General features: G+C 31.4%; 22 protein-coding genes and 2 other annotated features. Of the genes, 13 read left to right on the top strand and 9 right to left on the bottom strand.

Annotated features, from left to right (window positions below; all coding sequences use genetic code 11):
* Window positions 1-381: 381 nt before the first annotated feature.
* Complete coding sequence (gene trpS / locus LGK97_RS12005) at window positions 382-1,380, top strand: tryptophan--tRNA ligase (RefSeq protein ID WP_226260011.1); 999 nt, start codon at window positions 382-384, stop codon at window positions 1,378-1,380.
* A gap of 617 nt (window positions 1,381-1,997) precedes the next feature.
* On the opposite strand, the gene LGK97_RS12000 is transcribed toward trpS, so the two are convergent.
* On the bottom strand, window positions 1,998-2,897 hold the full coding sequence (locus LGK97_RS12000) for an AraC family transcriptional regulator (RefSeq protein ID WP_226260010.1): 900 nt from the start codon (window positions 2,895-2,897) through the stop codon (window positions 1,998-2,000).
* A gap of 190 nt (window positions 2,898-3,087) precedes the next feature.
* On the opposite strand from LGK97_RS12000, the gene LGK97_RS11995 reads away from it, so the two are divergent.
* On the top strand, window positions 3,088-3,531 hold the full coding sequence (locus LGK97_RS11995; RefSeq protein WP_226260009.1) for a hypothetical protein: 444 nt from the start codon (window positions 3,088-3,090) through the stop codon (window positions 3,529-3,531).
* Between the two features lie 71 nt (window positions 3,532-3,602).
* Here LGK97_RS11995 and LGK97_RS11990 read toward each other — a convergent pair whose 3' ends face one another.
* The gene (locus LGK97_RS11990) at window positions 3,603-4,091 is read right to left on the bottom strand and encodes a cysteine hydrolase family protein (RefSeq protein WP_226260008.1); all 489 of its coding nucleotides are present in this window, start codon (window positions 4,089-4,091) and stop codon (window positions 3,603-3,605) included.
* 433 nt (window positions 4,092-4,524) lie between these two features.
* Between LGK97_RS11990 and LGK97_RS11985 the strand changes: the two genes are divergently transcribed.
* Window positions 4,525-6,120, top strand: coding sequence for a peptide chain release factor 3 (locus LGK97_RS11985; protein ID WP_226260007.1), 1,596 nt, complete (start codon window positions 4,525-4,527; stop codon window positions 6,118-6,120).
* Between the two features lie 75 nt (window positions 6,121-6,195).
* Here the strand turns inward: LGK97_RS11985 and LGK97_RS11980 are convergent, their stop codons facing one another.
* Window positions 6,196-6,351, bottom strand: a complete 156-nt coding sequence (locus LGK97_RS11980; RefSeq protein WP_226260006.1) for a DUF5670 family protein — start codon at window positions 6,349-6,351, stop codon at window positions 6,196-6,198.
* Window positions 6,352-6,544: 193 nt separating this feature from the next.
* On the opposite strand from LGK97_RS11980, the gene LGK97_RS11975 reads away from it, so the two are divergent.
* Window positions 6,545-7,093: an ECF transporter S component gene (locus LGK97_RS11975; RefSeq protein ID WP_226260005.1), complete on the top strand. Its 549-nt coding sequence runs from the start codon at window positions 6,545-6,547 to the stop codon at window positions 7,091-7,093.
* Window positions 7,094-7,294: 201 nt separating this feature from the next.
* Here LGK97_RS11975 and LGK97_RS11970 read toward each other — a convergent pair whose 3' ends face one another.
* The gene (locus LGK97_RS11970; protein ID WP_226260004.1) at window positions 7,295-8,359 is read right to left on the bottom strand and encodes a GerAB/ArcD/ProY family transporter; all 1,065 of its coding nucleotides are present in this window, start codon (window positions 8,357-8,359) and stop codon (window positions 7,295-7,297) included.
* Between the two features lie 118 nt (window positions 8,360-8,477).
* Between LGK97_RS11970 and LGK97_RS11965 the strand changes: the two genes are divergently transcribed.
* The 8 genes from LGK97_RS11965 to LGK97_RS11930 all read left to right on the top strand — a co-directional run bounded on the left by LGK97_RS11965 (window position 8,478) and on the right by LGK97_RS11930 (window position 17,815).
* Window positions 8,478-9,884: a spore germination protein gene (locus LGK97_RS11965; RefSeq protein WP_226260003.1), complete on the top strand. Its 1,407-nt coding sequence runs from the start codon at window positions 8,478-8,480 to the stop codon at window positions 9,882-9,884.
* The gene (locus LGK97_RS11960; RefSeq protein WP_226260002.1) at window positions 9,877-11,010 is read left to right on the top strand and encodes a Ger(x)C family spore germination protein; all 1,134 of its coding nucleotides are present in this window, start codon (window positions 9,877-9,879) and stop codon (window positions 11,008-11,010) included. Before LGK97_RS11965 ends, LGK97_RS11960 begins: the two co-directional genes overlap by 8 nt.
* Before the next feature lie 92 nt (window positions 11,011-11,102).
* Window positions 11,103-12,248: a helix-turn-helix domain-containing protein gene (locus tag LGK97_RS11955; RefSeq protein WP_226260001.1), complete on the top strand. Its 1,146-nt coding sequence runs from the start codon at window positions 11,103-11,105 to the stop codon at window positions 12,246-12,248.
* A 119-nt stretch (window positions 12,249-12,367) separates the two neighbouring features.
* The gene (locus LGK97_RS11950) at window positions 12,368-12,778 is read left to right on the top strand and encodes a hypothetical protein (protein WP_226260000.1); all 411 of its coding nucleotides are present in this window, start codon (window positions 12,368-12,370) and stop codon (window positions 12,776-12,778) included.
* Between the two features lie 230 nt (window positions 12,779-13,008).
* Window positions 13,009-13,225, top strand: a binding site (T-box leader).
* Window positions 13,226-13,289: 64 nt separating this feature from the next.
* Window positions 13,290-14,510 (top strand): tyrosine--tRNA ligase, encoded by a 1,221-nt coding sequence (gene tyrS, locus LGK97_RS11945; protein WP_226259999.1) that lies wholly within the window; start codon window positions 13,290-13,292, stop codon window positions 14,508-14,510.
* Window positions 14,511-14,658: 148 nt separating this feature from the next.
* A complete protein-coding gene (locus LGK97_RS11940) occupies window positions 14,659-16,704 on the top strand; it encodes a hypothetical protein (RefSeq protein ID WP_226259998.1) in 2,046 nt (681 codons plus the stop codon).
* Window positions 16,705-16,803: 99 nt separating this feature from the next.
* Entirely contained in the window at window positions 16,804-17,070 is a 267-nt protein-coding gene (locus LGK97_RS11935; protein WP_226259997.1) for an EscU/YscU/HrcU family type III secretion system export apparatus switch protein, read from the top strand.
* Between the two features lie 55 nt (window positions 17,071-17,125).
* A complete protein-coding gene (locus LGK97_RS11930) occupies window positions 17,126-17,815 on the top strand; it encodes a metallophosphoesterase (protein ID WP_226259996.1) in 690 nt (229 codons plus the stop codon).
* 69 nt (window positions 17,816-17,884) lie between these two features.
* Here the strand turns inward: LGK97_RS11930 and LGK97_RS11925 are convergent, their stop codons facing one another.
* Entirely contained in the window at window positions 17,885-18,742 is an 858-nt protein-coding gene (locus LGK97_RS11925) for a DUF2225 domain-containing protein (RefSeq protein ID WP_413228430.1), read from the bottom strand.
* Between the two features lie 189 nt (window positions 18,743-18,931).
* Between LGK97_RS11925 and LGK97_RS11920 the strand changes: the two genes are divergently transcribed.
* Complete coding sequence (locus LGK97_RS11920) at window positions 18,932-19,723, top strand: GTP pyrophosphokinase family protein (RefSeq protein WP_226259994.1); 792 nt, start codon at window positions 18,932-18,934, stop codon at window positions 19,721-19,723.
* A gap of 129 nt (window positions 19,724-19,852) precedes the next feature.
* Here LGK97_RS11920 and leuS read toward each other — a convergent pair whose 3' ends face one another.
* From leuS to LGK97_RS11900, 4 genes are all read right to left on the bottom strand, one after another.
* The gene (leuS, locus tag LGK97_RS11915; protein WP_226259993.1) at window positions 19,853-22,315 is read right to left on the bottom strand and encodes a leucine--tRNA ligase; all 2,463 of its coding nucleotides are present in this window, start codon (window positions 22,313-22,315) and stop codon (window positions 19,853-19,855) included.
* Between the two features lie 56 nt (window positions 22,316-22,371).
* Window positions 22,372-22,626, bottom strand: a binding site (T-box leader).
* A gap of 73 nt (window positions 22,627-22,699) precedes the next feature.
* On the bottom strand, window positions 22,700-23,197 hold the full coding sequence (locus LGK97_RS11910) for a hypothetical protein (RefSeq protein ID WP_226259992.1): 498 nt from the start codon (window positions 23,195-23,197) through the stop codon (window positions 22,700-22,702).
* A 25-nt stretch (window positions 23,198-23,222) separates the two neighbouring features.
* Entirely contained in the window at window positions 23,223-23,873 is a 651-nt protein-coding gene (locus tag LGK97_RS11905) for a J domain-containing protein (protein WP_226259991.1), read from the bottom strand.
* Between the two features lie 55 nt (window positions 23,874-23,928).
* Window positions 23,929-24,783 carry a DUF5685 family protein gene (locus tag LGK97_RS11900; RefSeq protein ID WP_226259990.1) on the bottom strand — a complete coding sequence of 285 codons (855 nt, stop codon included), beginning with the start codon at window positions 24,781-24,783 and terminating at the stop codon, window positions 23,929-23,931.
* Between the last annotated feature and the right edge of the window lie 20 nt (window positions 24,784-24,803).

Raw genomic sequence — 24,803 nt, 5'->3', positions numbered from 1 at the left:
TGAAAAATATTTATGATTAGGTAAATCTTATTGAACCGCCAAGTACCGAACGGTATGCTTGGTGGTGTGAGAGGTCGCTGAATAAATTAATTATTCAGCTCCTACTCGATTTTGGAAATTTGAAAAATTTCCTACCTTTAGCACCGTTAGCACATTGAAAAAATCATATATTGATCAGAAAGCATTTGAACAAGTTTTAGTAATTCTTAATTAATTATATTTATAGATGCGTAAAGAAAAACACATGTTTGAGTGTAAGCGAGTTTGTGTTTTTTAGCAGATGTAGATATAATTAATTTTAGAATTACTTAACGACGTGAATTAGCATTCGTAGCAATATATGATTTTTTTTCAATTATTATATTTTAGGAGATGATTATTTTGGAAGGCGATAAAAAAGTAATATTTAGTGGAATTCAACCCTCAGGTGACTTAACTCTTGGAAATTATTTAGGAGCAATAAAAAACTGGGTTAAGTTACAAGAGGAATATGAATGCTATTTTTGTGTGGTAGATTTACATGCAATTACAATGAAGCAAGAACCAAAGGATTTGAGAAAAAAAACTTTAGAAGTGTTAGCTATTTATTTGGCGTCGGGAATTGATCCTGAAAAAAACACAATGTTTATTCAATCACATGTCAGCGCGCATAGTGAAGCTTCTTGGCTTTTAACTTGTTCCACTTATATGGGTGAATTAAGCAGAATGACTCAGTATAAAGATAAATCTAAAAAGAATGGTGAAAGTATAGGAGTAGGATTATTTAACTACCCTGTTCTTATGGCAGCAGATATTTTATTATATCAAACTGATTTAGTGCCTGTAGGAAAAGATCAACTTCAACATCTTGAACTCTCTAGGGATATAGGGGAAAGATTCAATAGAATGTATAGTGACACCTTTGTAATACCAGACCCTTATATACCTAAGCTAGGGGCTAAGATAATGGATTTACAAGACCCAACAAAGAAGATGTCTAAATCAGAAGAAAATCTAAATGGAAGTATTTTAATTATGGATCCACCAGAAGTTATAAGAAAGAAAGTAAATAGAGCAGTTACAGATAGTTTAGGAATAGTTAAGTATAATGATGAGCAATTAGGTGTTAAGAATTTAATGACCATACTAATGACCTTAACGGGAATGTCTATACAAGAAATTGAAACAAAATATGAAGGATTAGGCTATGCTCAATTTAAAAAAGATGTAGCAGAAGCAATCGTTGCGGAACTTGAACCTATACAGATAAAGATTAAGGAATATACAGGTAACAAGGCTTATTTAGAAGAAATTTACAAGAAGGGTGCAGAGAAAGCTAATTTTGTTGCTAATAAGACATTAAGAAAAATGCAAAAGAAGATAGGCTTTATACCTAGGTAAAAGGAGTATGGAATTTCAATGGTTTCTACGCTTCTTATTGCAAGTCACTCCGGAGAAATTTCATACTTCGATTATATTTAGGGATATTCTAGGGGTGAAGAGGGAGAGAGTTATCGTAGATTGATGGTTGTTGTTCTATACGAGATTAGACTCTTGTCTCAAATATATTTTGCAGCTAAGCTGGATCTTTATTATAAATTGAAGTAGAAGAAGTAACAGGATTTTTCACAATCGCTTTTATAACAAAAAGACTATGCTAATTATAAAATGTTCAGCATAGTTTTTTATTTTAATGGAATGGGTTCACTTGGTACCTACTATAGCAACTTAGCTGAAACTACGCCTATTTGTATTGTTTTACAGTTTCAGTGCACAAAAAAAGAACCTTCTACACTTGAAGGCTCTTATGGAATTTTCTCCTTTTCTAAATGTTAAATCATCATCTGCGATGCTGCAATATTAACAACTTTGGAAGCAGATTTACCTCTGGGTAGGCCTCTGGTGTAGATAACAATTCTCAATTGTTATCCTGCCACCAAAGTAACCTTTCTGGGCTAGGTAACTGACACTTATATAAGATGGAAGACTTGAAGCTTCCAAAATGTTGTTAAAAATAATTATTTTCTTAGAATAGGTGCGTAAATCTGAATTCTAGATGTTTCGTCTTTGAAATTAGCATCGTATACCTCAAAACTAGGAAGTCTTGAGAAAATATTTTTGTTCTTGGTATAAACCGCTTCAGGTTGTTCTAGACCTTGCTCACGTAACCATGTCTTGTAAAAATGCCTCCAAAAATCTCCGCTAGTTTCCATGCCGAGAGTGGTATCAAACACTGCGTATTCGCAGGTGTCGAATCTACGAGCAATCAGACCGGTCGGCAAGCTTTCAAGTGTGGAAACTTCCACGCCGATCATATACTTAGCAGTATCATCTTCTCCTGATTCATGAGCCATACCATATTCTACGGGGAAGTTTACTTGATCAGGAATTAGTTCCACCAATTTTTGACTGTTCCATCGGTCATATAAATCTCCTATGTTGTCAGTACCTATATTGTAATTAATGTCAGTCTCAATTCCTACTACCAGGAAGCTTTCTTTTGTGATAAATTGGACATTGTCAAAACTTTGTTTTAAATCCATTGCTATACCTCTTTCCATAAATAAATTTTTGGGAGGAAAAGGATCAATAAATGGATTTAGCCTCCTGAAACGCGCCGGGGGAATTCTATATTGCTGTACAAATTTCTTAGTAAATGACTGCTGGGACGAAAACCCTGCTTCAAAGGCGATAGAGATGATTCTCTTGTCAGTTTCCTTAAGTGCCGTTGCTGCTTGGTATAAACGATATCGATTAACGTATTCTTTCACCGTGTAACCTGTCAGTATCCTGAACACCTTCGAAAAATAAGATGGTGAAAGATATACATACTCAGATATGTGGGCAACTAAGATATTTTCGTCATATTTGCTGTGTATAAATTGGGTTGCTTCAAGTATAATACTCAGATAATCCATGTTAATCCCTCCTTCCATTATTATACTACTATATTAGCATTTAAAAGTTTTGTCAGAATCAACTTAGTTTGAAATATTATTCTTGCATTTATTTTAGAATTTATGTAAAAATCCAAAACCATATTGTATTTTATTTTGTCTAATATATAGGAAGATATAACGTGAAATTAAGTATAAGGTGGAGGGTTTTATGAAAAAGCTAGTATTACTTTTAATTGGATTAATAATTTTAACTTTTGTAGGATGTAATATAGAAGTTGCTGGTGATGAAAAGAGGTCAGAGAATTATGTCAAAGCTAAGGGATATGAAATTACAGCTAGAAAAGGAAAAATACATAAGTATACTTTAGAGAAAATCAAACTTTCTGGAGGAGTGGAAACTATACCATATCAACAGGATTGGGGTGTACAAACAGTAGAACCGGATAAGTATTTTGGAAAAGAAGTAATTGTATATGAATTTACAGTAAAAAATCATACTTTGCAAAAAAGAGATAACAATACAAAAAATGGGGTAAACGTATTTGTTATGTTATCAGAGGGCGAAATCATTGGAGGATATTCATATCCTAATGATATAGTTTATGGTTCATACAGTTCTATAGATGGAAAGACATTAGAAGAAGTAACATGATTAAGTCTTGAGCAATGGACCGAAAAGTGAAAAAAAAATATGCTAACTAAATAGTTAGCATACAATTTAGTTTACTTCAAAAAATACTCAAGTGCTTTGTAGCTTACAACAGATCTTAATAATTGAATGCGTTTAATTTCATCATCATCAAATCCACATACACCATTTTGAAGCAAGAAAGTATTATAACCTCTTTCAATAGCGCCATTGTAAGTAAAGAGAACGCAATACTCTACTGCAAAGCCACTTACAATAACACAGTCTACACCTTGATTTTTTAGAATAGAATCTAGTTCCGTTTCCCAAAAGGCATTGTTATAGGTTTTATGTACAAAAAAATCATTGTCTGATACTATTAATTCTTCTACACATTTAAAGCCTTCAGTATCTGGTCCGCCTGACTCAAGATCCTGTATGATTATCACAGGATGTTTTTTTGTACGGAAATATTCACTGATTTCATTAATATATTCTACCGAATTTTCAAAGGATGCCTTACAAGATGTGGCTTCTTTACAATCCTTTTGCATGTCTATTATTAAAAGTGCTACTTTTGACATAATGGTCTCCCCCTATCACGATTATCTGAAAGTTTATTATGAATACTCACATATTAATCTATAAAAACATTATTAATTTTATCATATAATATATATTATACCAATTGAACAGTTATAAATACAATCAAAAGAATGGTTATAATTATTTTTTTAATTAAAACACCGTATACAATTAATTCAAGCTAAACAGAAAGAATGTAATTTCAGGTTTCAAGCTCTTTTGCAAGGCACGCAGGAGAAATCTCATACTTTACCCACTTTTTTTATTTGCAAAGTACAAGCGTAGTTGACATACATGCTCAGAAAAGCTAAAATCAGTAGGTAGAGAAATTAGAAAAGAAATTTTAAAATCACCGAGAATGTTGATAGTGATTTTAGGAATATATATTTTTAGTACATAGCTAAAAAATATTAAAAAAGGAGGTAATAAACCTTGATAGATTACATAAAAGAGATTCAAAAGAGAAGAACCTTTGCTATAATTTCGCATCCAGATGCTGGGAAGACTACGCTTACAGAAAAGTTATTATTATATGGAGGAGCAATAAGACTTGCAGGTTCAGTTAAGGCTAGAAAGGCATCTAAACATGCAGTTTCGGATTGGATGGAAATAGAAAAGCAGAGAGGTATTTCTGTTAGTTCTTCCGTTATGCAATTTAATTATAATGATTTTTGCATAAACATACTTGATACCCCAGGGCATCAAGACTTTAGTGAAGATACTTATAGGACCCTAATGGCAGCAGATAGTGCGGTAATGGTTATTGATGGTGCAAAAGGAATAGAAGCACAAACAAGAAAACTATTCCATGTTTGTAGCATTAGAGAGATACCTATATTTACTTTCGTTAACAAAATGGACAGAGAAACTAGAGATACCTTTGAACTTATGGAAGAGATAGAAAATGAACTTGGAATTAAGTCTTATCCAATAAACTGGCCAATAGGTTGCGGAGTAGATTTTAAAGGTGTTTATGATAGACGAACAAAGGAAATCATTGTTTTTCAAGATGGAAAGCATGGCCAAATAGAGGCTAAAGAGACAAAAATCAATATTGATGACGAAAAAGCAATTGAATTTGTTGGTGAAGCACTATACGAGAAGCTCCTAGAAGACATTGAGCTTTTAGATATAGCAGGAGATGAATTTGATTTAAACAAAGTGACTGCAGGAGAACTTACACCGGTATTCTTTGGAAGTGCATTAACTAATTTTGGTGTTGAGCCTTTCTTAGATAATTTTTTACAATTAACATCACCACCATTACCAAGAAATTCAAATATAGGAAAGATTGATGTTTTCAGTAAAGACTTTTCTGCCTTTGTATTTAAAATTCAAGCTAATATGAATAAAGCTCACAGGGATAGAATTGCCTTTATGAGAATTTGTTCTGGATCTTTTGAAAAGGGTATGGATGTTTATCATGTACAAGGTGGCAATAAAATGAAGTTAGCTCAGCCACAACAGTTTCTAGCACAGGATAGGGAAATAGTGGATGAGGCTTATGCAGGAGATATCATTGGGGTTTTTGATCCAGGAATATTTAGTATAGGAGATACCTTGTGTACTTCTTCAAATAAATTTAAGTTTGAAGGAATACCAACTTTTGCACCAGAATTTTTTGCAAGGGTGAGAACTATAGATACTATGAAGAGAAAGCAATTTATAAAGGGAGTAACACAAATAGCTCAAGAAGGTGCAATTCAGGTATTTAAGGAACTTCACATAGGAATAGAACAGGTAATAGTTGGAGTTGTAGGAGTATTACAGTTTGAGGTGTTAGAATTCAGACTTAAAAATGAATATAACGTAGATATTAAGATGGATAGGCTATCATTTACTCAGATAAGATGGATTGAAAATAGTAATATAGATGTAGATAAGCTAAATTTAAGCAGTGATACTAGAATTGTTAAAGATTTTAAGGATAGAGACTTATTAGTATTCCAAAATGATTGGGGTATTAGTTGGGCTTTAGATCATAATAAAGGCTTGATTTTATCAGATATGGGTAAAAATAACGACTAGTAATATCATAACAATAATTATAAAAAAAACTCTCTTGAAGTGAATTCAAGAGAGTTTTTTTGCGTAAATAAGCTTTTACATGCTTTTTCTTCTATTGGTAATAGCATCAATTATAAATACGGCTGAAGCAGTTAATAGTAGTATATTAATTAAATTTCCACCAATACTTAAGATTACTCCCATTAACCAAAATAGAACAATAAATCCACCAAGCCAACGTAAAAATGTCATGGGTTACCTCCATTATTAAATTAGTAAGTACTAAGTATAGTATCTATTAATTCATTCATGTATATGCAAAATACGTATGCAACCATATTAATATTAAGCGTATGGGTACATTTGATAAAAAGATAATATGGTATATAATAATATTAGAGTAAGAGTTAATTAAGTATTAAAGATTAAATTTAGGGGGAAATACATGGAAAATAAGGTATCATCAATTAAAACTATTGATATAGTACAGATTAGTCTGATGGCAGCAATTACATTCATAGCAACCTCGGTTATACACTTTCCAACTTTTATGGGAGTTCTTCATTTCGGAGATAGTATGATTTTCTTAGCAGCTATATTGTTTGGAAGAAAGAAAGCAGCTATATCATCTTCTGTTGGTATGTGTTTGTTTGATTTAATGTCTGGATATACAACCTGGGCGCCATTCACCTTCGTTATAAAAGGTATTATGGCTTATATCGCTGGAACTATCGCCTATAGGAAAGGGTACAATGGAAATAATATTCCAAATAATATATTTGCTTTTGTTGTATCAGGATTATTCATGATTGCGGCATATTATTTAGGTGGGGCAATTATACTAACATTTATGTCTAAAGATATGACATTTACATTTGCTCAATCACTAATTGTTTCCTTAAAGGACATACCTACTAACATACTCCAAGTAGTGGGTGGAATAGTTTTGGCACTACCTTTAATAGCAGCATTAAAAAATAAAATTGGAAGATAAGATAATTGTTTATGAGATGTAGATGCTAAAGTTATTAATATGTAATTTCATAAGTAAGAGAAGTAAGAGAAGTAAGAGAAGTAATATAAGATAAATATTACTCCTCTTTTTTGTTATATAGGAAACAATTTGTGGAAGTGGATGTGGATAACATCTATATGCTAGAGATTGTCACTTTTGCCACTTGCCACGTGGGTGGCACTATTTGTTCTTAAAGTAAAAGATGCTAAAGATTATTGTTGGTATTAACATAAAACTTATTGCAGAAAAATAGACGTAAAAGTTTAAAAATTTATATAATGTTATTATTTTAGCGGAAACAAAAAAGGAAACTATGAACACAAATAAACTAATAATATATATTGTATATTTGTTAAGAAACGAGAGTTTTTTTAATAATATCAGTATTGCACTTAGTGTTAATACATATTTAATAAACCATCCACCCACCATTTGAAGCATTACATAAAGCTCTCCAAACTCTAAAAAGTCAAAATAACTAACTAGTTGAGTTTGTGTGAGCTTGGGATAGCTAAGGTTCAAGGTTCTGCTTATTCCGAAGGTAGTGAGGGTACCAATATTAGCTACGATTTCCATTTGGATTACAATTAATATTGCGATTATGGAGTATCTTTTGGTCTTTGATTTGTTAGCTAATTTAGATAAGAATGGAATACAAATAGCTATTCCACTATAGCACCCAAGTGCTTTTATTATAGATAAAACAAAAGGCACCGTGATGCCATTAGCCATTATAGGAAGTAAGTAACTTACCTTTTTATATTTAGTGGTAAGAACTCCTAGATTTATACCGGCTAGCATTATAAGACATATGCCTATAATAGTAACTATAACTATTGCCCTAGTACCTTTTTTCGCAATGTATATGGCTGGTATTACTAGAAACAAAAGAAAGAACCAGGGGGGAGTGTCAGAAAGCATATTTACATGCATTGCATTTGCTTCTACTGATGAACTTTCTATTAAGGTAATAATTAGAGTTATGACAAATAGTATTAAAAAGAAATCTCCCATAGTTTTACCTAAAGCTTTGCGATAGATATCATCCATATTATAGCAGTTTGTTTTTTTACAAACGAAAAGTATATAAACAAAATATAAGAGTAAGATAATTGAAGAAATAATAACTGAAATCCAGGAATCTCTACCTGCTTCTGAATTAAATACATTGGGGTAAGTTTTCATAGATACAATGGAAGTTCCCCAAATTAGGAACATTAAATGTTTTGTATTTAGCTTATCCATTTTTTCTCCTTATTTAATGCTGTGATAAATCACAACAAAATTTACAATATACTTGTAGTATTTACCAATTTCAGAATATTAAACTTAAATATTACAAATAATAATTAGGGTGATTAAAATGGAAAATATAAATATAGATTATATCAAAGAAAAACTAAAAAATAGCTATGATGTAAAGTTTCGAGAGATAGAATGCACTGTAGGATTAATATATGGCGTATTTATTGATGATTTGTGCGATTCTAAATTTATTAGTGAATATATATTTAATCCTCTAATAGAAAGAGAAATTCAAACTGCAGATATAGAGTATATAAAAAAAGAAGTATTAACCGCCAATTGCATTGGAGATATTAATAGTAATGATGAAGCTATAATACACATTTTATCCGGAGATTTGGTACTTATATTTTCTTTTGCAAATAAAGCAATTTATTGTGAGGCCAAGGGGTTTGTAAGGCGTAGTGTTGGAATTCCCGTTACAGAAAATGTAATAAAAGGGCCGAGAGAAGGATTTACAGAAGCTTTTGTAGATAATGTCTCGTTGATACGACGAAAAATAAAAAATTCAAATTTAAAGTTTGAGACATTTTCAATAGGGAGTAAATCTAACACAGTAGTTGTTATGTGCTTTATAGAAGATGTAGCACCAAAGAAACTTGTAGATTATATAAGAAAAAAGGTTGCCAATATAAAGTTAGAGTTTATATTAGACACAAATTATATTGAGGAAGAATTAAAAAATAAACATACAGCTTTTGATACAATAGGATCTACTGAAAAACCAGATGTTGTGGCATCAAAGCTTTTAGAAGGGAAAATAGCGATAATTGTGGATGGAACCCCCTTTGTGATTACTGCACCTTATTTTTTTATAGATAATTTCCAATCACCAGATGATTATTATTCAAATAAATATTTTGGTAATGTATCAAGAATTATGAGAGTAGCTAGCTTCTTTTTATCAAGTCTTTTACCAGGGTTATATTTGGCTATTACTACTTTCCACTTTTCGCTTATCCCAGCAGTTTTTGCAGTAAGACTTGCGGTTTCTAGAGCTGGGGTACCGCTACCTACAGTTATTGAACTACTTTTAATGACCTTTTTCTTTGAATTACTTAGGGAGGCAGGGATAAGATTGCCACAGCCAGTAGGTCAGTCAATGAGTATTGTTGGGGCTCTAATTCTGGGTGATGCTGCAGTGGGAGCGGGACTTGCATCACAAAGTACTATAATAATAGTTGCAATTGCATCTATATCTTCTTTTTTAGTGCCTAAGCTATATGGGGCTCTATCTATATGGAATATAATTATTATTTTGTTTTCATCCGTACTGGGACTTCCAGGATTTTATATTGGCTTATTTATATTTGTCTCTCATCTTGCAGGACTTGAAAGTTGTGGATATCCATATTTGTTTCCTCTAGGTACTCTAGAAACATTTAAGGCTAAGGACATATTATATAGAAAAGATCTTAACAATATATCAAATAGCATTTTTGATAAGGGTGAATATAATGAATAGGAATATAAATAGTAAGTATAAAAAGGTAATAATCATAAGCTACATAATTATAAGCTGTTTTTTTATGACAGCATGTTTTAGTTATAAGGACATTAATAAAGTTTTATTTATTACTTCAATAATAATAGATGTAGATAATAACGGCAGTCCAATATTGTATGCAGAGGCTTTTAGAGGGGTTAGGGGTGCAACACCACAAGGCATAGATGAACGATTATTATTTAAAGGAACAGGAAAGACCATTTTTGAAGCTGCTAGAGATATGAATGCTGTGGCTACTTACAAACTAAATTATACACAAAACAAGGCTATAATATTTACCCAAAAGGCTGCAGAATTAGGTGTTGATAATTTTATAGATTTTTTAGATCGTGATCAGGAGTTACTTATAAGGCCATATATTGCAGTATATGTAGGAGATCCTGAGAAACTTATGAAGTTAAACATTGCTCAAGAAAAATACATTGGACTACTTATAGTAAGGATACTAGAAAATATTGGAGCATCATCAAGGGCTGTAAAACTAAGTTTAAATGAGTTTTATAATCAAAGGTCAATGGGAGATAAAAGTAGCGTAGTAACCATAGTAGATATTAAAAAAGATAGCTTGGATGGAAAGTTAGAAGTAAATGGTGGGGCAGTTATTAAGGATGATAAAATGGTTAGTACAATATCAAGGGAAGAAGGTCAAGGATTTAATTTTTTAATGAATGCTATTTCAGGTGGTACTTTAGAAATAACTAATCCATGTGATGTTAATAAATTTATAACTTTAGAAATTAAAAATAGTAGAACTAAGACAGAAATCAGTTATAATGATAATGTGGTTAGTTTAAAAAAGAAGATTAAAGTTAGAGTGGATTTTGGGGAAGCACAAAAAAAGATTACACTTACAAAAGAAAATCTTGAAAAAATTAAGAAGAAGTCAGAAGATAATATTGTGAAAGCTTGCAATAATATATTTGCAAAATACAAGGGTATGAACATAGATATATTTGATATAAGTGAAGGATTTTATGCTAAATATCCAAATATAAAAATTGAAAATATTATTAATGTAACTGAATTAAAAGTTGAAGTAGAAGTGGAGATAATGAACACGGGGGATACTATAAATTTCAAATAGAAGTCGTTGTTAATATTGTGGCATGGAAGATGATGATCTGACGGATTATTATTGTAAGCTGCAAGTATAATAGTGGGGTTGGGGTGAGGGTTATGGATACAAAGAAAATTAGCAGTTTATTGAAACGAGAGGAAGGTACAAAATTAGATTTTAAACAAAGAATTGATGTACTAATAGAAAGTGGCAAAAAAGAATTGGCAAAGGATATATGTGCCATAGCTAACTCTCGAGGGGGAAGAGGATATCTTATTATTGGAGTGGAAGATAAAACAAAAAAAATTATCGGTATCGATACATCTGAATTTAAAGAAGAGCAGTTTCAACAAATCATTAGTTCAAGATGTGAACCACCTATTCCAATATCTATAGATTTTGTATTATACCAAGGCAAGAGTTTAGCGGTTATAACCATATATGATGGTGGTCAGAAGCCTTATCAGTTAAAAGAGAATGGAGCTTTTTATATAAGAAGGGGCTCCACAACGGACACAATGAGGAAAGAAGAATTAATCTCTTATTTACAAGAAAGTTTAAGTCTTAATATGGAAACAATTCCTATTATAAATAGTGATGTAAATAGTTTAGATTTTAATATGGTTGATAAGTATTTTATAAGTAAGGGTATTTTGGTAAATGATGATAATAGGCTAGGATTTATGGACAATGCAGGAATAACTTTTATTGAAAGGGAGTATAACAAAAGAGTAGTAACACTTGGAGGTTTGTTGGTGTTTTCTTCAATTAATAGTATTTATATACCTCATAATATGATTAAGATAATAAACAAAGTAAATAATAATGTTGAAGAGGTAATAATTTTGCAAGGAAGTTTATTAGATATATTAGACAGGGTAGAAGAATTATTTAAAAAGATATTTCCACAAAATTATCCCATAGATGCAGTACATGAAGCTGTAAAAAATGCAATACTTTATAGGGATTACACTATATTTTATAAGGAAATTGAAATAGCAATAAGTTACAATAGTGTAAGGGTAACTAGTCCAGGAAACTTATTATTTTCAACTAAGATTAATACTAATAGTTACTTAAAGAGAAATATGTGGATATACGATAAGTTAATAGCCCTAGATGACAGAAAGAGATTTATAAAATCTGGGAAAGGGTTTGCCCGAATGAAAAATGCCTTTGCAAAGTACGGTAAAGTAATATTTGTAGATTCAAAGGATGATAATAGTTTTAAGGTGATTTTTCCTGGAATTAAAAATTTTATTTAATAACTATAATATTGCAAAAATATTCTGAATATTATATAATGGGAATGGTAATATTAAGTTCTGTGTAGACCTGTTTAATAATTATCTGGTTATATTAGATAAAATAGGAGGCGGTTAACATGATTCATGTATTTTGTGGTAGAAAAGGTTCCGGGAAAACTAAAGCATTAATTCAACTAGCCAATGAGAAGGTTGATGATGTTAAAGGAAGCATAGTGTATATTGATAATGACACTAAAGCTACCTTAGAATTAAGCAGGAAAATGAGATTTGTATCTACAGATGAGTTTAACTTAAAAAACAATAATGACTTTTATGGGTTTTTGTGCGGTATGCTTTCAAGGGATTACGATATTGATACCATTTTTGTTGATGGTGTATTTAATATTGTAGACGATAAACTTGAGCATACGGCACAATTATTTTCTAAAATGGAGTCTTTAGCTAAAAAGTATAACGTAGAGTTCTATGTAAATGTTGGTTGTGAGTGCTTAAGTCCACCGGAATTTTTAAAAGAGTATATAGCGTAAGAACAGAAAGATCACTAATTTTAAGCATAAATGTAAACTCAAACATAAGTGTAAACCTAAACATACTAGCAATGCAGGACTTTTAGCCCTGCATTTATCGTTATATGGAGCAAATAGCTAATAATTGGCGTAAACAAGAAGTAAGCAAGGATAAACACCTTAAATGAACAGTTATCTTGCTTGATATACCTTTAATACACATATACAATTAAAAACATAAAATTAATATATAAAAGGCTGTGAAAGAAAGAAGTAACTATAGGAATTATTAAGAGAGCTAGTGGTAGGTGCAAACTAGTTAAGAAATATAGTGAATTACATTCTGGAGCTTTAAGCTGAAATAAATTTACATTTAGGTAAGCTGAGACGGGTTAATCTTACGTTATAAGAGATGAGCGGATTGTTAAATCAATTTGGGTGGTACCACGGAATAATTTCGTCCCTTTCTTAAGGGGCGTTTTTTTATTTTATTTTATCTTGTAATAGGAATTTAAATAAGGAGGAATAGTTTATGGAAAATGTATATGATACACTACTTGAAAGAGGATACTTAAAACAACTTACTCATGAGGCAGAAATAAAGAAGATATTAGGGGAGGAAAAAGTAACCTTTTATATTGGCTTTGATCCAACAGCAGACAGCTTACATATTGGACATTTTATTGCCATGATGTTTATGGCACACATGCAAAGGGCAGGGCATAGACCTATAGCCTTAGTTGGTGGAGGGACTGCAATGATAGGTGACCCTTCTGGCAAAACAGATATGAGAAAGATGCTTTCAAAGGAGGAAATAGATCATAATATTTCTTGCATAAAATCACAACTTTCAAAACTTATAGATTTTAGTGATGACAAGGCAATACTAGAAAACAATGCAAACTGGCTTTTAAACCTAAATTACGTAGATTTTATAAGAGATATAGGTGTACATTTTTCAGTAAATAGAATGTTAACAGCTGAGTGTTTTAAACAGAGATTGGAAAAAGGATTATCTTTTCTTGAGTTTAATTATATGCTTATGCAAGGATATGATTTCTTTGTATTGCATGAAAAATATGGATGCACTATGCAATTGGGTGGAGATGATCAATGGTCTAACATAATTGCGGGTATGGAACTAATAAGAAGAAAAGAAAGCAAATCATCCTATGGAATGACATGCACGCTGCTTACTAATAGCGAAGGTAAGAAGATGGGGAAAACAGAAAATGGTGCTTTGTGGCTTGATGCAAATAAAACATCAGTTTATGATTTTTATCAATACTGGAGAAATGTTGAAGATTCAGATGTGAAAAAATGTTTAGCGTTACTTACTTTCATACCAATGGATGAAGTTGGACGTCTAGGTGATCTAAAAGATGAGAAAATCAATGAAGCTAAAAAAGTTTTAGCCTTTGAGGTGACAAAACTTATCCACGGTGAGGAAGAAGCAATCAAAGCTCAAAGTGCAGCAGAGGCTTTATTTGGTGGTGGAACTAATATGAGCAACGTTCCTACAGTATCTATACCATTGAGCATGAAGAGCGCTGGGTTAATAGAGATATTAGTATACACTAAAGTTCTACCATCTAAAGCAGAGGCTAGAAGATTAATTGAGCAAGGTGGTCTAACTATTAACGATAAGAAAATTGAAAATACAAATGCAACACTTTCAGAAGAGGATTTTAAAGATAATAGTGTACTTATTAAAAAAGGAAAGAAAAAATATTATTCTTTAATTATAGAATAGATTAGAATAACAATGGTTTCAAAGTGACAAAGTTAAAATTTATATTTTAGCTTTGTTTTTTGCCCTTTAAAAAAGAATGTTTCATACGATAATAAAGTATTGGTAACTTTTGAGCAGAGCACTATGACAAATAATTGGGAGGTGGCTTATGTCATTAATTAGCAACATTGGAATACTGCAGAATTCACATGATAAAAAAGCTTTTAGTAAAATATCTTTTGATGCTGGAGAGAAGTTTAATGCAAGAGTAATAAGTACAGACCCGCAAAAGGTAGAAGTAAATTTAAAGTTATTAGATGGATGGCAGTTTTCTGCAAAACTGGACAAGCCACTAAAACAAGACATAGAAGGTAGTTTGCTTAGATTTGAAGTGGAAGGCTTTGAAGATGATAAACTTAAAATAAGATTAGTATATGAGGATAAAGAAGGCAAGGTTTCTGAAGGTGATATTTTAGAAGACTTTGGAACGGGAACGCCTTTAAGCTCTGATAAAAAAGATGCTTTGCTTTTTGAAAAGATGATAAAACATGATATGCCTTTAACCAAGGATAATATAATTGATATAAAAAACCTAGTTGATTTTAAAGAGAAGATATTTTTAAGTGTAGCTAAAGAAGATATTTTTATTGCAAAATATCTTGATAGCAGAAACATTGACATCAATAGTGAAAAGGGAAAAGAAATAACATTAATTTTAAAGGATTTTTTTCAAGCGTTAAAGAACTTGAATGTTGATGAGATATTATTATTTAAAGAGAATAATATAGAACTCACGAAGGGTAATTTAGAGAGTTTTATAAAACTATTTAAAGGAGAATCTGCTATATATAATAATTTAAAAGAGATTAATAACTATCTATTAAATAATAATAGGGGAAACAATATTGATACTTTAGAAGTAAACAAGAGTGGAGATAATTTTATAAAAGTGCCTCTTGAAAATTTTCAATTTAAAGGAGATTCTTTAGAGAAAGCATCTCTTAACATAGAGTTAAGTAATAATAAAGTGATAATGTCAGATAAGATAATAAATAATAATCTTCAAACCATGGATAAAGTTCAAGTCTTAGATAATCCTATTAATAGCACAAATTTAAAAGAAGTAGTTAACTTAATGAATCGAGAGTTATTTGATTTAGGAATTAACCATAGAATTTTAGATTCTACTATAGAGAGTTTAAAGCAAAGTTTAGGGCTAAATTTAAGTGAAGGTCATAATCTAAGCGAAGGTTTAAAACAAAATGAAACGTTAAAGCTAGGAACCCTTAATTTTAGCAGTGATGCATTAAAAGATTTGGTAAGTAAGGTTTTAAAAGAGCAGCAAATATCATTAAGTCCAAATAATTATACAAAATTGATAAAGAACTTAGAAGAAAAATTAAATATAACGCAAATTAGCTCTAGTGATGTAGACTTAAAATATATAAATAAAAATAAAGAACAACCGTTAAATAAGTCTTCAAATGACAAGTTTAATGAGGCGGACATAGGTAGTAAAAATGTTGTTAGTAGCAAGGTTAATGGATATGGTAAAAACAATTCACTTAATGAAATTATAAGTATGATAAAAAAGGAATTAAATGTTTCAGAGTCAGATAAAGCAGCAATAAATAATATTGAAAATAAGACGGAAAAAATAACTACAGATGTTCTTATCAAAGAGCAAGTCAAATTAAAGAGTGAAGAAATTAAAAATATGATTAGAGATGTTATTGAAAATAAGCTTAATCTGAAACCAGAAACCTATGATAAGGTTATGAGTGGGCTTGAGCAAAGAGTTAATGATATAAAAATGTTTAATTCTCTTTCAGAACAGTATTATTACTTAGATTTGCCTATAAATGTTAAGGAAGATGAATATCAACTTAAGTTGATTATTAAAGATGATAGGAAAAAAGGTAAGAAAATTGATAGTAAGAATGTGAGAATTGCTACTAGTGTAAAAACAATAAACATGGGAACTGTGGATGCATATATTAAAATCAACAATAGCAATATGAACATTGACATTAGCTGTGATAAGTTTTGGGTTAAAGTATTAGATCTTGGAAAAGATAAGTTAATTAAAGATTTATCTAGCTTGAGTTATAGAGTTAACATTGAAGTGAATAAGAAGGCCAGCGACTTTACACTAACGAATTGTAGGGAATTCTTTGATGATAGAAGTTTTAATGCTATTAATATAAAGGTATAATAGTATAGAGGTATTTTAAAAACAATTAATCAAGATGGTATAGTATATTATTTCATATGCTAAGATTATAATTGGTGTACACTAATGAGGTGTGTTAAAATGAAAAAGGTAAAAAAAGCTGCAGCCATAAAATATGAGCAAGGATATGATGTTCCAATAGTTACAGCTGCTGGTATGGGATATATTGCAGATAAGATTTTGCAAAAGGCCAAGGAGAATAAGGTGGCAATAGTTGAAAATGAAGAATTAGCCAACTTGCTTTCAAATGTTGACGTAGGATCAGAAATACCCATAGAGTTATATGATGCAATAGCAAAGGTAATTGCTTATGTAATGGATGTAGATGCATTAATGAAAGAAAAATAAAGTTATGCTGATAGTATTAATACTATCAGCATAACAGATCAGAAGGAGGTATACTATGGCGTTGTGGGCAATATCTGATCTTCACCTAGCTATAAATTCAGATAAACCCATGGATATATTTGGGGAAAGATGGCTCAATCATCATGAAAAAATAAAAGAAAATTGGATGAGCAAAATTTCCTCTGAGGACACTGTGCTAATTGCAGGGGATATTTCATGGTCCATGAGCATTTCAGAGGATAGCTCAGATTTAGAGTGGATACATAGGCTCCCTGGTAATAAGATACTCGTTAAAGGAAATCATGATTATTGGTGGGGAAGTATAACAAAACTTAATTCTCTTTATGAAGATATGGATTTTATTCAAAATAATTTTTTTAATTACAAGGATTATGCCATATGTGGTACACGTGGATGGAACTGTCCGGGGGCTGCAAAATTTACAACTCATGATGAAAAGATATATGGTAGGGAATTAATAAGGCTTAAGATTTCATTAGATGAAGCAGTGAAGAAAGGTTATAAAAAGATTATTGTAATGCTTCATTATCCGCCTACTAATGATAAATTTGAGGAAACTGAAATTATAAGAATAATAAAAGAGTATGGTGTGGAAAAGGTTATATATGGTCATTTGCATGGACCATCTTTAAATAGATTATATGAAGGAAATATAGAGGGTGTAGAGTATATAGTAACTTCCTGTGATTATTTGAATTTCGATCCAATAAAAATATTAGAATAACTGAAAACAAGTAGCAAGTCAATAATTAAAGTATATTGACTTGTTACTTATTTTTATATGACTTAGTTATTATTTGAATATTTTTGAGAAAAAACCAGGCTTCTTAATAGTATCTTCTGCCTGAAAACTTTCTGTAGAGGATTTAGTTAAATCATCAGCAGCAGCTAGCAGTGCGGCTTCTTCTTCCTTAATTAAGTCTTTCATGTCTCTTGCAAGTTCTTTCAATTTTTGAGGTACATGAGGGGTTGTAATTACATTACTAAACCAAACTAAAGAATTTTCTGCATGACCAAGGCGCCTATTTAGCTCTCCGATGAGGTACATAGCACTGTATTTATCCATGCCGTATATAGGGAAATCTTCGCAGTAATAGGCATCATTAAGTCCCTCTAGGGCTTGAGCTAAAAATATTAACTCCATTTCTTTAGAGTCTTCTGTATCTAAAAGTCGATGCATCCAAGCCAGTTTCATACAATTAATAGCTTTTTTGCTTGATTTTGCATTTATAATTACGTAATTTAAAAGTGATAGCTTGTATCTTTCAATAGCAATATGTACATTGTAAACTTCAGGGTATAATCTTCCATGCCATTTAGGTGTAATAGACCTTTGTATTGCTTCTATTTCTACACTTCTTAAAGTGTGAAAATCTACTTTCATAGCTGCATAGCCACAAGAATTGCAAGTCCAAACATCATAAAAATAAGGATTAATTGTAGAATACCTAATGAAAAAGTCACTATCCTTTTTTAGCATTCTATAAGACGAAGATTTTACTGAAAGAGCTTTGAATTGGCGTCCACAAACTGGGCAAGTAACTTCTTTAGTATATAAAAGAGACTTCTCCTTGTTCTCTTCTTCTTTTTCTTTCGCTACTTCTGTTTCTTTGTTGTAGATTTTAATATCATTAATATTATCAAACCCCATGTTTTCTAGGCCGGAAAATATTTTTTTATCCATTTAATCACCTCTAAATAAAATTTAATGTGGTATGATAAGTTTATATGATTTAGTATACATATTTTAAGTAATTGATTTTATTATAATTTAGTAGTAAATTAATTATAACAGAAAGTTAGTAGAAATATAATAAATTTTATGTAAAGGACTGAGGATATGGCAATAAGAGAGTGGAAAAGATTCTTAATTCCCTATGAGCAGGCGGTGGAGGAGTTAAAAGTAAAGTTCAAAAGCATAAGAAGAGAATATAGACGTAAAAATGATTATTCACCTGTAGAATTTGTTACAGGTAGAGTTAAAGAAATATCTAGTATTCTTGAGAAAGCTAATAAGTTCTCTATCCCCTTGGATAGAATTGAATTTGAAATGGAGGATATCGCAGGGATAAGGATAATGTGTCAATTTGTTGATGACATTGATACGGTGGTAAATTTAATCCGTGAAAGACGAGATATGGAGATAGTTTATGAAAAGGACTATGTTGCCAATGTAAAAGGTAGTGGCTATAGAAGTTATCACATGATTATAAAGTATCCTGTGAACTTATCTGATGGTCAAGTTGAAATATTAGCAGAGTTTCAAATTAGAACCTTAGCAATGAATTTTTGGGCTACTGTGGAGCATTCTCTAAATTATAAATACAAGCATGATATACCTGAGAATATACGAGAAAAACTTAAGAATGCTGCAGATGCTGCTTTTCAATTAGATGAACAGATGCTGGAAATTAAAGATGAGATTAAAGATGCACAGAAGCTCTTTGAGGTAAAATCTAATTTGGTATCAGACATAATGAATAATATTCTTCTGCTCTCTTCCCTTGGTAAATTAATGGATGCAACTAGGTATAGGGAGCAATTAAATAAACTGATAGAAGAAGGAGAAGTCTTTGAGCTTAGCAGTCTTCTTAAGTCAACTCAGAAAACCTTAGATATGCATGGAGTTTGATAATATTTAAGCATAGAAGATGAGCAGTACCTACGAAAATGATGATTTAAATAAAAAAATGAGTGTGGAAAGTCAAACTAAGACTTACCACACTTATTTTTCATTTGAATCATTGATCATTGTTAATTGTTATGAAGCCACTATATTAACCAAGGACCCTTTAATTACAATAACCTTGCGAATAGTTTTGCCTTCTAGGGAAGCGAGCACGGTCTCATCTTTAAGAGATGCTTCCTTTATACTTTCTTCATCTAAATCTGAAGCTACATTTATTCTAGCTTTAATTTTACCATTTACTTGAATAGCTATCTCTATTTCATCTTTGATTAGAGCAGTATCATCAAATTCTGGCCAGTTCTGATTAAATATAGAGTAACCCATACCTAAGGTTTCCCACTTCTCTTCAGAAAAGTGAGGAGCAAAAGGAGCTAAAAGCTTAAGATAATCCACAAGCACTTCTTTTAAGAAATTACTATTAATAGTGTCTTCATTAACATACTTTGATAGTGCATTTGTAAGTTCCATAAGTCTTGCAATAGCAGTGTTAAACTGAAGTTTTTCTGCATCTTCTGTAACTCTCTTTATTGCAAAATGTCTCCAATAGTTTAATTCCTTTTCCGCTGTGTCCAGAGAAGCCTTATTATTGCTTTCTTTTAAAATAGCTTCGGTTCCAGCGTCGATTGCTCTTTCAATTCTATCAACAAATCTTCCAATAGCTTTTATGCCATCATCGCTCCAAGCACCACCATCGGTATAACCAAAGCCAAACATTAGGTACATTCTAAACACATCTGATCCAAACTCTTGTATATACTTGTCTGGAGAAATGGTATTTCCTTTGGATTTACTCATTTTAAGGCCATCAGGTCCTAAAATTAAACCTTGGTGAGTAAGAGATAAAAATGGTTCATCAAAGTTTAAATACCCCATATCTCGAAGAGCCTTTGTGATAAACCTTGCGTATAATAGATGCATACATGCATGTTCAGGGCCACCTACGTACTTATCTACAGGAAGCATTTTATTTATTAAATCTGTGTCAAAAGCTTTTTCAGTATTTTTGTTATCCACATATCTTAGATAGTAGAAAGAGGAACAAACAAAGGTGTCCAAAGTGTCAGCTTCTCTATGAGCTATTCCACCACAAACTGGACAGCTAACATTCATAAAATCCTCGGATTTAGCTAAAGGTGACTTTCCATCTGGTGCAAACTCAACATCATATGGTAGCTCCACAGGAAGTTGATTCTCAGGCACAGGGACGCTTCCACATTTATCGCAATGAATTATTGGAATAGGAGCTCCCCAATATCTTTGTCTTGAAACTAGCCAATCACGTAGTCTGTAGTTTACTTTTCCTGAGCCTAAGTTTTGGGATTCTAATTTCGCAACTACAGCTTCTTTTCCGCAAGTAGTAGATAAACCATCGAATTCACCACTGTTTACCATTATTCCATGTTCAGTATAAGGAAGATTTTCTTCAGCTTCAACAATATTTGCTTTAGAGACAATTACTCTTTCGATAGGTAAGTTATACTTAGTAGCAAAGGCAAAATCTCTATCATCATGAGCAGGAACAGCCATTACAGCTCCAGTTCCATAAGTATTTAGAACATAATCTGCAACCCAAATTGGAACTTCTCTTCCGTTAATAGGGTTAATTGCATAAGAACCAGTAAACACACCAGTTTTATCTCTTGTAATTGATTGTCTTTCTATATCAGTTTGCTTCTTAGCTTCATCTTTATATGCCCCAACACTAGATTTATACTCGTCAAGTGTTAGAACATCTACAAGGTCATTTTCAGGAGCTAAAACCACATAAGAAACTCCATATAGAGTGTCCACTCTTGTAGTGAATACACTAAAGTCTATGTTGGAATTTGCTACCTTAAAAGTAACCTCAGCACCAGTAGATTTACCTATCCAATGTCTTTGCATTGCCTTAGTTTTTTCAGGCCAATCTAAGCCGTCAAGATCCTCTAAAAGTTCTTCAGCGTAATCGGTAATTTTTAAGAACCATTGGGTTAAATTCTTTTTAGTAACCTCAGTGTTACATCGCTCACATGAACCATCAGCCAATACTTGCTCATTTGCAAGCACTGTGTTACAACTAGGGCACCAATTTACAGGTGCTTTTTTTCTGTAAGCAAGACCCTTTTCAAATAGTTTTAAGAATAACCATTGAGTCCACTTATAATAATCAGGTCGACAGGTTACAACTTCGTGGTCCCAATTAAACATTGCTCCCATTGCTTTAAGTTGTCTTTCCATAGTCACAATATTTTCTTCGGTAGAATCCTTTGGATGAACTCCTGTTTTTATTGCATAGTTTTCAGCAGGTAACCCAAAGGCATCAAAGCCCATTGGTTGAAATACATTGTATCCCTGCATTTTTTTCATCCTAGCCCAAGAATCCACGGGAGCATAATTAAACCAATGCCCCGCATGCAATTGACTTCCAGATGGATAAGAGAACATTTCAAGTACATAAAGTTTCTTATTTGTATTATTCTCATCAAATTTGTATAAGTCAGTTGCTTCCCACTTTTGTTGCCATTTTTCATCAATAGTTGTATTGTATTTTGCCATTGTTATTCCTCCTTCTGTTATTATGGAGTAGAAAATAAAAAAAACCTTCATCTCAACAAAGAGACGAAAGTTATATTCCGCGGTACCACTCTAATTAGGCATTACACCTCACTTACAAATATAACGGTTTTAACCGTACTTGTGTTACAAGTAAGCTCTTACTTACAAAGTAAGATTTCCTTACAAGGTAAGCTTATAGGCAAGTTCATATCATAGCGTTACTGCTTTGCACCTAAGGGGCATTGTAAAGACCCTAACAGCAGCTCTCTTAAAACATTATAAATACTACTACTCCTAATTAAAGCAAGTTATTAAATTATACTTTGTTTAGCGTTTATTATTACTTATTATAATTTAAATAGAATATTGTGTCAAGAGCAGATGTTACCTAAATTTCTTAAGAAGATTCTTATTTGCATAGGCTATAAAAGCAGTAAGCGCATAGTCATATACTATGAAGGCCAGCTGCATAGCTAGTATTACTAAGTATATGTTTATATTAGGAATCTTTATTATTAGTAATTTATATATAAATATAATTATGGCAGAACTTATATTAAAGTATAATAACTTAAGGATAAATTCTAGAGGAATATTTCTTAACTTTTCTATAAAGTATTTTACAAAGCCATAGGATCCAAAAATTAATATATAGGCAACAGCTATAACCTTTGAAGGTATAACAAGCAAACTAAGCAGTGAAACAGTAGCAAATACAACAATAGTATTTCGTACACCAGTAAGCATAATAGAAAGAGGAATAATGCAAGATGATATGCCTAATATAAATAATTTGTTTGTAGGGAAAACAGAAGAAAGATATAGTAATATTAAACTGAGTGCTGCAAATATACCTCCCTTAGCAATATTATTAGACTTCATAAAATCAGCTCCTAAATTAGTATGGCTAGCAACAGGAAATAAGGTCTCCACCTAAACATTCACAAATACTATCTGCACACCACAAGTTGAGACATAAATTACCCATATCGGAATCTTTGTTTCGTCTTCCATAATAGTTATCTCTATAATTTGAGGTTCTCATATTTAATTCATTAAAACTACGCCTATATTCAATATTATTAGGTTCCTGGGAACAAGCTTTGCTAATTAGGTTATAAGCACTATCATTCCAACCTTTTTTTAGATGAAGAGTTCCCATTAAAAAGTTCCATTCAGCAGTTTTTGTGCTCATAGAATTTAATTTCTGCTCAGCTTGAGGGATATTCCCACTATTTAAATCCATTCTAATAGACTGATATATATTATTGCTAGTATAATCGCCATTTGAATAAGAACCAGAATTATTTGCAGAATTATAATTATTTGAAGAGTTATAGCTATTAGAAGATTCATAGCTACTAGAGGAGCCAGTGCCTTTCATAAGTGTATCGTAGGCTTCATTTAATTCCTGCATTTTATCTTCCGCTAAATCTTTTAAAGGGTTATCACCATACTGATCAGGATGATATTTTTTTGCCTGTTCTCTATAAGCTTTTTTTATATCTTCTTTAGATGCGTTTTCCCGTACACCAAGTACTTCGTAGGGATTTCTCATTTATATTCCACTCCTTTTTATGTCGCATGTAGGTTAGCCTACACATATAAATTTTTTATTTGTTAAAGACCTTCTCCATTTTTTCCATCAAACCTAGCTCTAATATATTATATAATATATCTTCATTTTTTATTAAAGGCAATGTATTTAAATATTTTAAACATTGCTCGCTACAGGAAACTAATATAAAGTCAATTCTCGGCTTTATTAACACTGAAAAACTTTTAAAGTCCAAATTCTCTGTATTAAGCAAAGAATTTATAGCATTAAAGGAATTATCTTTTATATCGCTTTCTAAATCATCATATGCATCTATTATATATATCCATTTACCTAAATTATAACCAAGCCAATATAAGTTTTCTTTAAAGGGAGCATCCTTATAGTAAAAAGATACTATAAAGCCGGTGAGGTCAGCAAAGGCATCACAGAGCTCATCTAGGCTTATACCGTCATAATTTGTTTCTAGGGTATCTAAAAGTAAAAGCTTTTCTTTAGTATATTCCATCACAGCTTTATTTTCTACTTTGGATTTTTTTAAGTAGTTTTTTAGAAAACTAGAAAAAACCTTACTTTTCATGGTTTTATTATCTTGGACATCATCCACTAGTTTATAATAAGCTAAAGTAATATTACAAAAGGCTGCATAATCTAAAGCAGCATTATTATTAAGCATAATCCTTTTTTTTAGTGGATGCATTAAGCACTTAAATTCAGTGAAATTGTATTTATCATCCGATAGGGAATCTAAAAGTAATGCTAAAAAAGTCATATCATAATTTAAAGTAAGCCTGGGAACATTACCAAAGTTACATTTAATAGAGTTACATAGACCACAATAATAAGCTTTGAACTTTTCGTAGTCTTTTATTTTCATTTCCATTTTAAATGGAGTAACATATCCAAACATTGAAGTCCTCCTGCTTTTAT

Origin of the sequence: Clostridium sp. CS001, assembly GCF_020443565.1 — a bacterium.
Classification (GTDB): domain Bacteria; phylum Bacillota; class Clostridia; order Clostridiales; family Clostridiaceae; genus Clostridium_AD.
This window is presented reverse-complemented; position numbering and strand designations above follow the sequence as displayed.